Origin of the sequence: Pseudophaeobacter sp., from assembly GCF_039971195.1 — a bacterium.
In the GTDB taxonomy this organism is placed as follows: Bacteria; Pseudomonadota; Alphaproteobacteria; order Rhodobacterales; family Rhodobacteraceae; genus Pseudophaeobacter.
Map to the genome: position 1 here is coordinate 1 of NZ_JBDWPJ010000220.1, position 13,137 is coordinate 13,137.

Sequence of the window (13,137 nt, forward strand, 5' to 3'; positions counted from 1 at the left end):
GAACCGCGGCTTTCGCTCAGCGCCGCCGAGAGTGTCTCGATCCCCACCGGGCCACCGCTGTAGTTCTCCGCGATGAGCCGCAGATAGCGCCGGTCAGCACCGTCCAGCCCCAGATGATCCACCCCCAGCCGGGTCAGCGCCCCATCCGCCAGGGCCTGGGTGATGCGGCCATCGCCCTCCACAACCGCAAAGTCCACCACGCGGCGCAAGAGCCGTCCGGCGATCCTTGGGGTGCCGCGGGCGCGCCGCGCGATCTCGCGGGCGCCATCGTCATCTGCCGGGGTGCCCAGTTTGCGGGCATTGCGCCGGACAATCTCAAACAGCTCTTCCACCGTGTAGAATTGCAACCGGGTGGGAATGCCAAACCGGTCGCGCAGCGGCGTGGTCAGCAGCCCCATGCGGGTGGTCGCCCCCACCAGGGTAAAGGGCTGCAGTTCTATGCGCACGGTGCGGGCAGCAGGCCCTTCGCCAATCACCAGATCCAGTTCAAAATCTTCCAGCGCAGGGTACAGGATCTCTTCCACCACCGGGTTCAGCCGGTGGATCTCATCGATGAACAAGACATCGCGCGCCTCCAGATTGGTCAGGATCGCCGCCAGATCCCCGGCCTTGGCCAGCACCGGCCCCGAGGTCATGCGGAAATTCACCCCCAATTCGCGCGCCACAATCTGCGCCAGGGTGGTCTTGCCCAGGCCAGGCGGGCCGTGAAACAAAGTATGATCCATTGCCTCGCCGCGGCGGCGGGCGCTCTCAATAAAGATCCGAAAATTGGCACGGGCCTCGGCCTGGCCAATGAACTCAGAAATCCCCTGCGGCCGCAGGGCGCGATCGGTATCGCCGGCAGTATCCTCGGGAATTGGCTCCGGTCGGAGCGCCGGGTCAGCGTCAATCATTTGAACCCCTTTGGTCATCAATCTTGGCCCGCCGCCTGACAACGAGTCCGGCCCCTTGGCCGGACAGTGCCCGGCCGCCCCCATGGGCGGGCACTTCGTTTCCGCCCGCGGCCGGACCCAGTCCTTGCAAAATACCCCGCATCATCTCGTTCACCCCTTTGGCGCCAGCAGGCGCAGGGCGGCGCGGATCAGCGCCGACTCGTCTGCCTCCGGGTTTTCTCCAGCCGCCTCTGCCACTGCCGAGGCTGCATCAGAAGGGCTATAGCCGAGGTTCCCTAGCGCCGAGAGCGCCCCAGCCGAGGCCGCCGCCGCGCCCGAGGGTTTCCTGGCCGCGGCTTTGCGCCCAGGCTTTTTCGCTGGCGCGGGTTCCACCGGCTCTACCACTGCGTCCAGATCAGCACCTTCCATGGCCTCGGGCAGGCTGCCACCCATGGCCATAACGCCGGGGGCCTTATCCTTGAGGTCCAGCACAATGCGTTGCGCCGTCTTGGGGCCAACCCCCTTGGCCGCCTTGACGCTGCCCCAATCGCCCAGGGCAATGGCGCGGCTCACGCCATCGGGTCCCAGGGTGCCCAGGATCGCCAGGGAAACCTTGGCCCCCACCCCCTGCACCGAGGTCAGCAGGCGGTGCCATTCCTTTTCCACCAGCGAAGTGAAGCCAAAGAGCTGCATCAGGTCTTCACGCACCACCATATCGGTATAAAGCGCCACTGGCTCGCCCACGCCTGGAAGGGTCATCATGGTGCGCTCTGAGCAGTAGACCAAATAGCCCACGCCGCGCACATCGATCAGAACATGATCCGCCGCGCGGTAATCCACCCGGCCTGTCAGTTTGCCAATCATGCCCGCACCTCTTTCAACTGTCTTTGTTGGGTGCCACCGTAATAGGCATGGCAAATGGCAATCGCCAGCGCATCTGCCGCATCCGCCCCCTTAGGAGAACAGCCCGGCAGCTGCAGTTTGACCATATGGATGATCTGCTCCTTGCTGGCATGGCCAACACCGACAACGGTCTTTTTCACCCGGTTGGGGGCATATTCCCCTGTCGGTAAGCCGGCCTTGGCCAGGGTCAGCAGGGCCACTCCACGGGCCTGCCCCAGTTTCAGGGTCGCCACACCATCCTTGTTGACAAAGGTCTGTTCGATCGCCGCCTGGGTTGGCGCATAGGCCTCGATCACCTCGGTGACCTGATTGTGCAGCGACAACAGCCGCTCGCCCAGATCGTCGCCATCCGAAGTACAGACCCCATTGGCCACATGGCTGAGCCGACTGCCCTGTGATTCGATCACCCCCCACCCAAGGTTGCGAAGCCCCGGATCAATTCCCAATATGCGCATGTTCTGCCCGGCCCCTGCCCGCGTGTTGGTGGTGTTTTTTCACCAACTAGCACAAAAGGCGAACATGTCCAAATGCTTTCCCGATGCGCGCCCGCGATCAAACTTTGGCAAAGCTGCGGCAATTCCTGCAAATCCTGTTCTAAAACCGACCGTTTTCCAGGGGTGTCGCGACATTTCTTGACGCCAGGTTAATAGATGCAATTCAGCCTTATTTTTATGACCAAGAGCTATGCACACTGTGCATATGACACATGCATTTTCAACGCTTGTGCCGCCAAGATTTCAGCCCTAAATGCCAAAAATCGCATCACCACAGAGGTGCTGCTTTGACGTTCACTCAGACATAAAGGATGAAGATATGGCTGCATTTGACACCACCCGCACCACCTATGGCTCCACCGGCCTGTTTGGCCGTATCGGCACCCATTTTGTATCGGCAGCAGCGGCTGTGATCTCTTGGAACGACGCCCGGTCGACCAAGAACTCGCTCTCCTCTCTGAGCGACCGCGAATTGGCAGATATCGGCCTGTGCCGTGGCGACATCGATGACATCGCTGCTGGCAAATCGGTCTTCTAAAGCCAGACTAGGTATTCTGGTTGCACCCCGCCCTCCCCGGAGTGCAGCCACAAAAAACGCCGCGTGCCCATCTGGCCGCGGCGTTTTCTATGGAGCTATTCTTCTGCGCCGCCCTGTCAGACTGGCCGCTTTTTCACCGCCTGTCCCCTGGGAACAGGAGGCATCTATCGATCTATCGCAGAATGGGTCCAATCTGTTCAGCTGCCCAGGTCGAAGCCGGGTCAGCCTGCATCACGATGGCGCCCAGCTTTTCAACGCTGGTACCGGCCTCCAGCCTGGCGACCCGCTCGTCGTAGCTGTCAAATCCAAGCGCTGCCATCAGGAAGGCCTTGAACAGCAGGAAGGCCCCAAGGATCATCACAAAGACCCGGCCGGAAACGCGCGAGCGCACCCTGCGGGGCTCGACAACAATCAGCCCATCGGATTGCACGCGGGCTGAATAGCCCTGCGAAAATGCGGCATGTTTGGTTTGCAGCTTGGCCACACGGCCACGAAATTCCTGATGTTGAACACTCATAACTTTGCCCCGAACTGGCCCCCACCAGCGGATAAGTTTTTTTAGCGTTCAAATGTGGCAATTCCAAGGCAGATGTCTAAAATCTGCTTTAAAACCGCCTCAAATCAAGCGTTTCGCTGCAATAGGAGCGTCGTCCATTCACCAATCACATCGCGTCGCACAAGATTGGTTCCATTCTCGGCATAAACCTCGATGACGCTATCGGCCTGCTCGTTCAGGATGCCTGAGAGGATAGCGAATCCTCCCGGGCGCAGATTGGCGCTCAGATCCGGCGACAGGGCTACCAGCGGACCTTTGAGGATATTGGCAAAGATCAGATCATAGGGCGCCGCCGCCTTGAGGCCGGGATGATCAAAGCCAGCCGCCTCCAGACAGGTCACCGCGCCTTCCATACCATTGGCCTTGAGATTGGCCTCGGCTACCTCCACCGCAACCTCATCAATATCGCTGGCGACAAACACGCCGTCCCAGACTCGCGCGGCTGCCATCGCCAGAACGGCTGTGCCGCAGCCAATATCCGCAACCTTGGCGCCAACGAAGCCCTCGCTGATCAGATGGTCCAGCGCCTTGAGGCAGCCCAGCGTGGTGCCATGGTGCCCGGTGCCAAAGGCCATGGCGGCCTCGATCAGCAGCGGGATGCGACCCTCGGGCACGGTCTCGGCATCATGGCTGCCATAGACATAGAACCGCCCCGCCTCCACCGGCGCCAGCTCGCGGCGCACATGGGCCACCCAATCGGTTTCCGGCAATTCCGAGACGGCGAATTCCTTGGCACCGTGCAGCGTCGCCAAAAGCGCAAGACCGGCCTGATCCGGTGCCTCGGTGAAATAGCCGCCAACTTCCCAGAGGCCAGAGCCATCCTCGACTTCAAACACGCCAACGCCGGTGGGTTCTGGCAGCAGGTTCTCCATGGCTTCGCCCAGCGCCTCGGCTTGGGGTTTGCCAGGCAGGGTGGTCAGGGCGGTAAAGGTCGGCATGTCAGATCTCCAGCTGGGGTGCCCCGCGCCTAGGCCCATGGCGGCCAGAGGTCAAGGGCAGAGCCCGGTTTGTCCGCAAACCACCTTTGATTTAAAGGCCGTCCCGCCTATTCGGCAGCGGCACGGCTGCGGAACTTGGCAAAGATGGTCTCGTTGCCCGGCTCCGGGTGACGCGGGATCAGGCAGGACAGCCCCAGCGACACCAAGGCCATGGTTGCTGCCAGCGCAAAAACCATCGACGGCGAGACCACCCACAACAGCCCCAGCAAGACCGGCAGGAACACCGCCGCGATATGGTTGATGGTAAAGGCCACCGCCGCTGTGGGGGCAATATCCGCCGGATCGGCGATCTTCTGGAAATAGGTCTTCAACGCCAAGGCCAGGGCAAAGAGCACATGATCCACCACATAAAGCACCGAGGCCAGCAGCACGCCCCAGCCAAACCAATAGATGCCGCCATAAAGCGCAAAGACCAGCGCCAGGCCTGTGTATTCGATGATCAGGGTCCGCCGCTCGCCAAAATAGGCCACAAAACGGCCCAGCAAGGGCGCCACCAGAATATTGATCACCAGATTGATCAGGAACAGCCCCGTCACTTCGTGCACGTCAAAACCAAAACGCTCCACCATCATGAAACCGGCAAAGACCACAAAGATCTGCCGCCGTGCGCCTGCCATGAACTGCAGCAGGTAATAGAGCCAATAGCGACGGCGCAGGATCAGTTTTTTGTTTTGCGGCGTCGGCGAGTCAAACTGCGGATAGGCCAGCAAACAGAACAGGGCGATCAGCGTGGTCACCCCGCCGGCCGCCATAAAGACCATATTATAGCTGAGATCAAAATTCTCCCACAGCAGCACGATAAGGCCATAGACCACAAAGGTGGCCGCCGATCCGGTGGCAATCAGCCAGCCCAGCATCTGCGGCGCGCGGTCCTTGGGCAGCCATTGCAACTGCAGCGACTGGTTCACCGTCTCGTAGTAATGAAACCCGATTGAGCTCAGCAGGGTGATCATCAGGATCCCGCCCAAGGACGGGAACCAGGCGGTCAGCATGGTGGCAATGCCCAGCATCATCAGCGACACCAGCCCCAGCACCTGCTCGCGCATAAACAGGATGATGGCAATCACCCCAACCGCCAGAAAGCCGGGGATTTCGCGCACCGTATGCAGCAGGCCAATATCAGCGCCGTCAAACGCCGCCACTTCGATGACAAAATTGTTGAGCAGGGCAAACCAGGCGTTGAAGGCAATCGGCATGCAGATCGCCATCACAAACAGCAATGTCGTCGGGCGGCGCCACAGCGGCAGATGACGGGCCGCATCTAGGGAAAGAGGATTGAACATACCTGCCCTCTACGCCTCTTTTGCAGCCAGCGCGAGCGCAAAGGCTCTGCGCACATGGATCTCCGCACCGCCGCACAGAAGCTCTGTCCCCATGGGCCGGACTGATCTGCATCAAGGTTACCCGTCAAGGCTTCACATATATGATTTATTGAATTAGATTCGAAGGGATCCCAGCCGTGTATTTGCTTACGCTGATTGAAACCCTGGCCGAGCGCCTGGGCGAGGCGCCATTGGCGGCGCTTTTTGGCCTGTTGACTGGTGTTACTTTCGGCATCGCCGCCCAGCGTTCGCAATTCTGCCTGCGCGCTGCCACGGTGGAATTTGCCCGCGGCGGCATCGGCGATCGGATGGCGGTCTGGTTGCTCACCTTTTCCACCGCTGTGGTCTGGGTGCAGGGGGCTGAACTCCTGGGGCTGATGCGCAGCGCCGACGCGCGGATGATGGCGGTGCCCGGCAGCTGGTCCGGGGCGATCATTGGCGGTTTGATCTTTGGTGCTGGCATGGTGCTGGCACGCGGCTGCTCGGGCCGCCTGCTGGTGCTGGCCGCCACCGGCAATCTGCGTTCGGTGGTCTCTGGCCTGATCTTTGCTGTGGTAGCGCAGATGAGCCTCTCTGGCATGCTGTCACCACTCAGGGATAAATTAGCCGGACTCTGGGTCACCTCCGGCGGGCGCAATATGGATCTGCTGGTCGAAGCAGGCCTGCCCAACTGGGGTGGCTTGGCACTGGGACTGGCGATTGCCCTCCTGGCACTCATCCTGGCCCGGCGCAGCAAAATTGGCGCGGCGCGACTGGTCTTTGCATCAGGGGTTGGCTTTGCGGTGGCCTTAGGCTGGGTGCTCACCTATGGGCTCAGCCAGGTGGCCTTTGACCCGGTGCAGATCGAAAGCGCCACTTTCACCGGCCCCTCGGCCCATACGCTGATGTTCTTCCTAGATCGCAACGCCATCTTGGAATTCGACATTGGCCTGGTCCCTGGCGTCTTCATTGGCGCCATGCTGGCGGCCTGGGCGGCGGGAGAGATGAAGCTGCAGGCCTTTGATGATGCCGCGACCATGCGCAAGGCCATGATCGGCGCGGTGCTCATGGGATTTGGCGGCATGCTGGCAGGCGGCTGCGCTATTGGCGCCGGTGTCACCGGCGGCTCCATCTTCACCGGCACCGCCTGGCTGGCGCTGTTCTGCATGTGGGTCGGTGCCATGGCGACGGACATGCTGGTGGATCAAAAATCACTCGCAGGCGCCCTCTAACCCGACAAGTGATCCGGCCAGAAGGTTGGACGCCCCATTTTGGACATCACCATTCTATAAATATTCAATTGCACACCGCCTGCCCGACCACCCAGCCTGCGCTCTTGTCCCGTCCTTGACCCGTCCGGCCTTCAAAAGAAATTCTGCGGATCAATATCAATGCTGAGCCGCAGATCCCCCTTCATGCGGAAGGGCTGCACCCAGCGGCTCAGGGCTTCCTGCAGGGCAACCCCCTTGGCAGCCTTCACCAGCAGCCGCACCCGGTGGCGCCCACGTACCCGCGCAATCGGCGCCGGCGCCGGGCCAAAAAGCTGCGCGCCTGCCTGACGCAGGGGGCCATCATTGCGCGCCAAGGCATTGCCCAGATCAAAGACCTGCGCCAAATCCGTTCCCGACAGGATAATCCCCGCCATCCGACCATAGGGCGGCACCCCGGCCTCTTGCCGCTGCGCTGCTTCGGCGCGCCAGAATTCCTCTTCGTCACCGGTGAGGATGGCGCGAATGACAGGATGCTCTGGCTGGAAGGTCTGCATCAAAGCCTCGCCAGGCCGCTCTGCCCGGCCCGCCCGCCCGGCCACCTGGCGCATCAACTGAAAGGTCCGCTCACCTGCGCGCAGGTCTGATCCCTGCAGGCCTAGATCCGCATCAATCACGCCTACAAGCGTGAGCAGTGGGAAATTATGCCCCTTAGCGACCAGCTGGGTGCCAAGGATAATATCCGCCTCACCGGCGGCAATCTCTTCAATGCGCGCCTTCAGCGCCCGGGCCGAACCAAACAGATCGGAACTTAGCACCGCAATCCGCGCCTCGGGAAACAGGGCTGCGGCCTCTTCTCCCAGCCGTTCAATGCCGGGCCCCACCGGGGCCATCTTGCCTTCAACCTGACAGGAGGGGCAGACTTCGGGCACCGGTTTTGTCTCACCGCACTGATGGCACATCAGCCGCTTCATAAACCGGTGTTCCACCATGCGGGCATCGCAATTGTCACAGGCGACCTGGGCGCCGCAGGCCCGGCAGATCGTCACCGGAGCAAAGCCGCGCCGATTAAGGAACAACAGCGATTGCTCGCCGCGCTGCATCCGCAGGCTCATCGCCTCTTTGAGGGTCGGGGAGATCCAGGTCGAGGGCGCCAGCTCCTCGGCCCGCATATCCACCGCCTTCATTTCCGGCAGCACCGCCGCGCCAAAACGCGCCGTCAGATCGACGCGCTTATACTTGCCCACCTCGGCATTGGCCCAGGTCTCCAGCGAAGGCGTGGCCGAGGCCAGCACCACCTGCGCCGAGCACATCGCCGCCCGCAGCACCGCCATGTCGCGGGCATTGTACAAGACGCCCTCTTCCTGTTTGTAGGCGGTGTCATGTTCCTCATCGACAATGATCAGGCCGAGATCGCGAAACGGCAACATCAGCGCTGAGCGCGCTCCGATCACCAGCTGCGCATTGCCCTGCCCCAGCATCCGCCAGACCCTTCGGCGTTCGGTCATGCTGGCGCCAGAGTGCCATTCGGCCGGGGTCGCGCCAAAGCGCTGCTCCACCCGTTTCAAAAACTCCGCCGTCAGGGCAATCTCCGGCAGCAGGACCAGCGCCTGCCGCCCCTTACGCAGACAGGCGGCCACCGCCTCCAGATAGACCTCGGTCTTGCCCGATCCCGTCACGCCTTTCAGCAAGGTGGTGCCATAGCTGCCGCTGTCAACGCCCAGAGCTAAAGCCGCAGCCGCAGCCCTTTGGTCCGGCGTCAGATCTTTGCTGGGGCGATCAGGGTCCAGCACCGGATAGGGCTGATCGCGCGGCGTTTCCTCTTCGCGCAGGGCCCCCTGCCCCACCAGGCCCTTGACCACCGAGGGCGTCACCCCGGCCATATCGGCCAGCTCCTTGGGGGTAAACGCCATGGCGCTGAATTCTTCCATCACTGCCAGCACCTTGGAGCGCGCCGGGGTCATCCGGTCCGACTCCCGCTCGCCCAGCCGCAGCACTTTGCGCATCGAGGGCGGGTCCGACAGGCCAGGTGCCCGGGTGGCCAGCCGCAGCATCGCATGCATCGGCGTCAGGGTGTAATCAGCCGCCTTGCCCAGAAACTGGCGCATTTCCTCACGCATCGGCGCCACATCCAGCACCCGCCCGACAGAGCGCAGCTTAGCCGAATCAAAATCGCCACCCCCGGCACCCCAGATCACCCCCAGAACTTTGCGCGGCCCCAGTGGCACCTCCACATAGGCACCGCGAAAACAGCCGCCCTCGGGCGCGCGATAATCCAAAAGCCGATCAAGAGGTTGCGCGGTCAGAACCGCGACCCTGTCGCCCTGATGGAAAAATTCCTGCCCGCTCACCTGTGCCGCCTCCAAACCTCGGGGCTTTTTAATGCCCGCGCCATGCGCTAAAGGCTAGCGCAATCAAGGCCAAACTTTCCCAAAAGGATCCCCGCCGATGAAATTCTTTGTAGATACCGCCGAAATCGACGCCATCGCCGAGCTCAACGACCTTGGCATGGTCGATGGTGTGACCACCAACCCCTCGCTGATCAAGAAATCCGGGCGCGACATCATTGAGGTCACCAAAGAGATCTGCGCCATGGTCACTGGCCCGGTTTCCGCTGAGGTTACCGCCACCGATGCCGAGACAATGATCGCCGAGGGCCGCAAACTGGTCGAGATCGCCGGAAACATCGCCGTCAAAGTGCCGCTGACCTGGGATGGCCTCAAGGCCTGTAAGACCCTCTCCGAAGATGGCCATATGGTCAATGTGACGCTCTGCTTCTCCGCCAATCAGGCGCTGATCGCCGCCAAGGCCGGTGCCACTTTCATCTCGCCCTTCATTGGCCGCCTGGATGATATCAACCTCGACGGCATGGAACTGATCAACGACATCCGCCAGATCTATGACAACTACGGCTTCGACACCGAGATCCTCGCCGCCTCGATCCGCTCGGCCAACCATATCCTCGACAGCGCCCTGATCGGCGCCGATGTGATCACCGCGCCCCCCGCCGTGATCAAATCCCTGGCCAACCACCCGCTGACCGACAAAGGCCTGGCCACCTTCCTGGACGATATCAAAGCCGCAGACATCAAGATCCTGTAGCCGCCTATGGCAAAGCTCCAGCACAAAAAAGTCTGGAACTGGTGGCACCAGCACCTTGGGGCCACGCTTAAGCAACACGGCTACACCCCCCATCCGGTCTATCTGCCCGGGTGGGATCCCTACAACCAGTCCTATGAGGCCGTGTTCACCCTTGGACTTCAGCCGGACGGGTTGCGACAGCTGCGGGTCTACTATATCTCATCAGCTCACCAGCTTGGCCTCATTGCAACCCACTATTGGTGCAGAGATGCCTCTGAACGGTTCGCCAGTATCTCTGAACCGGGGGATTGGACCACTGTCACCCAGTCGCTCCCCTGGCACCAACTGGATATCCGCGACACTCTTCGCGGCTGGAGCCTGTTCAGCTACGCCAACAGGGTGAAATTCTCTCGCTCCGGCGAGGCCAGAAACCTGGACAAGATCTGGCGCACACATCAGCCCCCCCTTCAGGGCCTGCTCCAGCAGTTCAAAACACCTGTCCCCACTCCCAAAAGCTTTCGACCTCCGCTGAACCCAGTCCCCGCCGCAGATGAGAGCTGACGGAGGTGATCCATTGCGGCCTCCAAGCAGAATTTTGGGCACAGCGCTGCGTTTCTCCCAGTTCGGGATTTGCCGGATCAAGGGACGCTTGCACCCGCGCCAAAGGCGCGGCTTGCCCTTGAGGCTGCACATCCTTGTGCAGAATTGGTAGGGCGCGTTTAGGGGCAGATCTGCCCCTGAACCGCTTCTCAGCCTCTTTCCTTTTCTTTCTTCCTTTTGCGCCGGGCAGGGCCCGGCGCCCGGCCCAACGGGGGCGAGGATCTCTGATCCCACCGCCCCGGGCGGGAGCGCGCGCTTCCACAAAGGCAGCTCCGGTTTTAGGCCTTTTCCTGCCCCCCGGAAACTTTTCGCCACCAGAAATGAAATCCCGTGTTATACACCGGGCTGAAAGCCCAACAGAGGTTCAAGAATGAGCAGCAGCACCGCCAAACTCGACACCCCCCTCCGGGAGGCGATTCTCGCAAAACCAGACGCGATCCTGGATGATCTGGGGCTGATGAACGCCCTGGTTTCCGCCAATGAACGCGCCATGGGTTCCAATATCGTTGACCTGCGCGGCATTGCCATGGAGCGCATGGAAGCGCGGCTGGATAAGCTGGAAGACACCCATCGCTCAGTGATCGCCGCCGCCTATGAGAACCTCGCCGGCACGAATCAGATCCACCGCGCCATTCTGCGCTTACTGGATCCGGTGGATTTCACTGGCTTCCTGCAGGCACTGAACGGCGACCTCGCCGAAATCATGCGGGTTGATTGCGTCTCCTTGGTGCTGGAGACGGTTCAGAACGACGGTGGTGCCGCCGCCGCCCGCATGGGAGAGGTGCTGAAAGTTGCCGATCCCGGCTTTATCGATAGCTACGCCGACAATCACCGGGGCGGCCCTGCCCGTCAGGTCACCCTGCGCCAATTGCAGGGCGGCACCGAGAAGATCTATGGCGACAAGGCCGAATGGATCCGCTCCGAGGCCTGCCTGCGGCTGGACCTGGGCGAAGGCCGCCTGCCCGGGCTGCTGGTACTGGGGTCTGAGGACCCGCATCAATTCACCCCGCAGCATGGCACCGACCTTTTGACCTTCTTTGCCGGGGTTTTTGAACGCGCCATGTGCCGCTGGCTGTCATGACCGGCGCGGCTCTGTCCCGGCACCAGCTGCTGCGGATCGAGCCAAGACTTGCCTGCGGCCTACAGCCCGCCAGATCCACATGAGCCTATCCGCTGACAGCACATTGATCTCACCCGCCTGTCGGGACGCCCTGCAGCTCTGGCTGCAGGGGCTCAGCGCTCTGGACGGGGCCGCCAGAAATACCATCACTGCCTATCAGGGCGATCTCACGGGCTTCCTTGCCTTTATGACCCGGCATAGTGGCGCGCCACAGGGGCTCGGCGCCCTGGCGCGGATCACCACCTCTGACATGCGTTCCTGGATGGCGCAGGAGCGAAACTCCGGCACCGGTCCACGCTCGCTGGCGCGCAAACTCTCTGCGGTCAAAAGTTTTTATCGCTGGCTGGCAGAGCGCGAGAGTTTTGAGCCCACAGCCGTTCTGGCTGCCCGCGCACCAAAGTTTCAAAAGAAACTGCCCCGCCCCTTAGGTGAAGAAGCCGCCCGCGCGGTCATTGAAACGGTCGAGTTGCAATCCACCACCGATTGGGTCTCGGCGCGCGATGTAGCCGTGGTAACGCTGCTCTATGGCTGCGGGCTGCGCATTTCCGAGGCCCTGGGGCTCACTGGCAAGGCAGCCCCCCTGCCCGCCAGCCTGCGCATCCTCGGCAAGGGCGGCAAAGAGCGGCTGGTGCCGGTGATCCCGGCGGCCCGCGACGCGGTGCAGCGCTATCTCGCCCTGTCGCCCCATCCACAGGAAGATGACAAACCCCTGTTTCGCGGGGTGCGAGGCGGGGCGCTGAACCCGCGCCAGATCCAGGGTGTCATGGCACAGGTACGGGCCCAGCTGGGGCTGCCCGCCAGCGCCACACCGCATGCCCTGCGGCATAGTTTTGCCACCCATCTGCTGGAGGCTGGCGGCGATCTGCGGTCAATCCAGGAGCTTTTGGGCCATGCCTCGCTGTCGACCACCCAGGCCTATACGGCAGTGGACACCGCCCATCTGATGGCCGTGTACAATCGCAGCCACCCCAAGGCCTGAGCCACGAGCCCTGATCAGCGCCCCTTGCGATTTAGACGGGCGCAGCCTGAACAAATTCGTCGTTCCCCAAGAGGCTCAGACGCGCTGAAACAGACACCAAGTAAAGGCCTGCATCTCGCCATCCGGGGTGGCGTGGCCCTCTGCCCAGCTGTGCATCAGGTCAAAATCCTCCCCCAGCTCCGCCTGCAGCTCCGCGACCGCATAGCGCTGTACCGGAAGGCCACTGCAGCGCTCAGGGCCATTGGGGGCAAAACTGGCCAGAATCACAAACCCACCAGGCCCAACCCCGGCGCGCAGCGCCCGCAGATAGCTCTGACGATCTTCAGGCGTGGTGAGAAAGTGAAACACCGCCCGGTCGTGCCAGATGTCCCATTCTCGGCGCGGTTGCCACTGGGTGATATCCGCCGCGATCCAGGCCACCCGGTCGCCTTCTGCCCCCAGCCTGAGCCGCGACAGGGTCAGGGCCTTTTGCGAGACGTCCAGCACT

Annotated in this window: 14 protein-coding genes; 6 read left to right on the forward strand and 8 right to left on the reverse strand. The window is 62.0% G+C overall.

Translation table 11 applies throughout. The features are described from left to right. The 3 genes from ruvB to ruvC form a co-directional block, all read right to left on the reverse strand. Nucleotides 1–893: Holliday junction branch migration DNA helicase RuvB (gene ruvB / locus ABJP42_RS19095; RefSeq protein WP_348343268.1), on the reverse strand; the 893-nt coding region annotated here is incomplete at its 3' end. A 150-nt stretch (nt 894–1,043) separates the two neighbouring features. Continuing rightward, on the reverse strand, nt 1,044–1,736 hold the full coding sequence (ruvA, locus tag ABJP42_RS19100; RefSeq protein WP_348343270.1) for a Holliday junction branch migration protein RuvA: 693 nt from the start codon (nt 1,734–1,736) through the stop codon (nt 1,044–1,046). After that, nucleotides 1,733–2,230, reverse strand: coding sequence for a crossover junction endodeoxyribonuclease RuvC (gene ruvC / locus ABJP42_RS19105; protein WP_348343272.1), 498 nt, complete (start codon nt 2,228–2,230; stop codon nt 1,733–1,735). The genes ruvA and ruvC overlap by 4 nt, the downstream gene beginning before the upstream one ends. A 358-nt stretch (nt 2,231–2,588) precedes the next feature. Between ruvC and ABJP42_RS19110 the strand changes: the two genes are divergently transcribed. After that, the gene (locus ABJP42_RS19110) at nt 2,589–2,807 is read left to right on the forward strand and encodes a DUF1127 domain-containing protein (RefSeq protein ID WP_348343274.1); all 219 of its coding nucleotides are present in this window, start codon (nt 2,589–2,591) and stop codon (nt 2,805–2,807) included. Nucleotides 2,808–2,979: 172 nt separating this feature from the next. On the opposite strand, the gene ABJP42_RS19115 is transcribed toward ABJP42_RS19110, so the two are convergent. The 3 genes from ABJP42_RS19115 to ABJP42_RS19125 form a co-directional block, all read right to left on the reverse strand. Beyond that, nucleotides 2,980–3,324 carry a hypothetical protein gene (locus ABJP42_RS19115; protein WP_348343276.1) on the reverse strand — a complete coding sequence of 115 codons (345 nt, stop codon included), beginning with the start codon at nt 3,322–3,324 and terminating at the stop codon, nt 2,980–2,982. A 104-nt stretch (nt 3,325–3,428) separates the two neighbouring features. Next, entirely contained in the window at nt 3,429–4,301 is an 873-nt protein-coding gene (locus tag ABJP42_RS19120; RefSeq protein WP_348343278.1) for a 50S ribosomal protein L11 methyltransferase, read from the reverse strand. A gap of 107 nt (nt 4,302–4,408) precedes the next feature. After that, nucleotides 4,409–5,644, reverse strand: coding sequence for an MFS transporter (locus ABJP42_RS19125; protein ID WP_348343280.1), 1,236 nt, complete (start codon nt 5,642–5,644; stop codon nt 4,409–4,411). A gap of 176 nt (nt 5,645–5,820) precedes the next feature. Between ABJP42_RS19125 and ABJP42_RS19130 the strand changes: the two genes are divergently transcribed. Next, nucleotides 5,821–6,894, forward strand: a complete 1,074-nt coding sequence (locus tag ABJP42_RS19130) for a YeeE/YedE family protein (RefSeq protein ID WP_348343282.1) — start codon at nt 5,821–5,823, stop codon at nt 6,892–6,894. Nucleotides 6,895–7,025: 131 nt separating this feature from the next. Here ABJP42_RS19130 and ABJP42_RS19135 read toward each other — a convergent pair whose 3' ends face one another. Next, the gene (locus ABJP42_RS19135) at nt 7,026–9,221 is read right to left on the reverse strand and encodes a primosomal protein N' (protein WP_348343284.1); all 2,196 of its coding nucleotides are present in this window, start codon (nt 9,219–9,221) and stop codon (nt 7,026–7,028) included. 97 nt (nt 9,222–9,318) lie between these two features. Between ABJP42_RS19135 and fsa the strand changes: the two genes are divergently transcribed. The 4 genes from fsa to ABJP42_RS19155 all read left to right on the forward strand — a co-directional run bounded on the left by fsa (nt 9,319) and on the right by ABJP42_RS19155 (nt 12,650). Further along, the gene (fsa, locus tag ABJP42_RS19140; protein ID WP_348343286.1) at nt 9,319–9,972 is read left to right on the forward strand and encodes a fructose-6-phosphate aldolase; all 654 of its coding nucleotides are present in this window, start codon (nt 9,319–9,321) and stop codon (nt 9,970–9,972) included. 6 nt (nt 9,973–9,978) lie between these two features. Next, nucleotides 9,979–10,512 (forward strand): hypothetical protein, encoded by a 534-nt coding sequence (locus ABJP42_RS19145; protein WP_348343288.1) that lies wholly within the window; start codon nt 9,979–9,981, stop codon nt 10,510–10,512. A gap of 409 nt (nt 10,513–10,921) precedes the next feature. Next, a complete protein-coding gene (locus tag ABJP42_RS19150) occupies nt 10,922–11,632 on the forward strand; it encodes a DUF484 family protein (protein ID WP_348343290.1) in 711 nt (236 codons plus the stop codon). Between the two features lie 79 nt (nt 11,633–11,711). Next, the gene (locus ABJP42_RS19155; protein WP_348343292.1) at nt 11,712–12,650 is read left to right on the forward strand and encodes a tyrosine recombinase XerC; all 939 of its coding nucleotides are present in this window, start codon (nt 11,712–11,714) and stop codon (nt 12,648–12,650) included. Between the two features lie 75 nt (nt 12,651–12,725). On the opposite strand, the gene ABJP42_RS19160 is transcribed toward ABJP42_RS19155, so the two are convergent. Beyond that, on the reverse strand, nt 12,726–13,137 hold a 412-nt coding region (locus tag ABJP42_RS19160), incomplete at its 5' end, for a class I SAM-dependent methyltransferase (protein ID WP_348343294.1).

Excerpts from the sequence above, each read along its gene's own strand:
- ABJP42_RS19125 (WP_348343280.1), bottom strand. The coding sequence starts at position 5,644 with ATGTTCAATCCTCTTTCCCTAGATGCGGCCCGTCATCTGCCGCTGTGG.
- ABJP42_RS19120 (WP_348343278.1), bottom strand. The coding sequence starts at position 4,301 with ATGCCGACCTTTACCGCCCTGACCACCCTGCCTGGCAAACCCCAAGCC.
- ABJP42_RS19150 (WP_348343290.1), top strand. The coding sequence starts at position 10,922 with ATGAGCAGCAGCACCGCCAAACTCGACACCCCCCTCCGGGAGGCGATT.
- ABJP42_RS19115 (WP_348343276.1), bottom strand. The coding sequence starts at position 3,324 with ATGAGTGTTCAACATCAGGAATTTCGTGGCCGTGTGGCCAAGCTGCAA.
- ABJP42_RS19145 (WP_348343288.1), top strand. The coding sequence starts at position 9,979 with ATGGCAAAGCTCCAGCACAAAAAAGTCTGGAACTGGTGGCACCAGCAC.
- ruvA (WP_348343270.1), bottom strand. The coding sequence starts at position 1,736 with ATGATTGGCAAACTGACAGGCCGGGTGGATTACCGCGCGGCGGATCAT.
- ABJP42_RS19155 (WP_348343292.1), top strand. The coding sequence starts at position 11,712 with ATGAGCCTATCCGCTGACAGCACATTGATCTCACCCGCCTGTCGGGAC.
- ruvC (WP_348343272.1), bottom strand. The coding sequence starts at position 2,230 with ATGCGCATATTGGGAATTGATCCGGGGCTTCGCAACCTTGGGTGGGGG.
- fsa (WP_348343286.1), top strand. The coding sequence starts at position 9,319 with ATGAAATTCTTTGTAGATACCGCCGAAATCGACGCCATCGCCGAGCTC.
- ABJP42_RS19110 (WP_348343274.1), top strand. The coding sequence starts at position 2,589 with ATGGCTGCATTTGACACCACCCGCACCACCTATGGCTCCACCGGCCTG.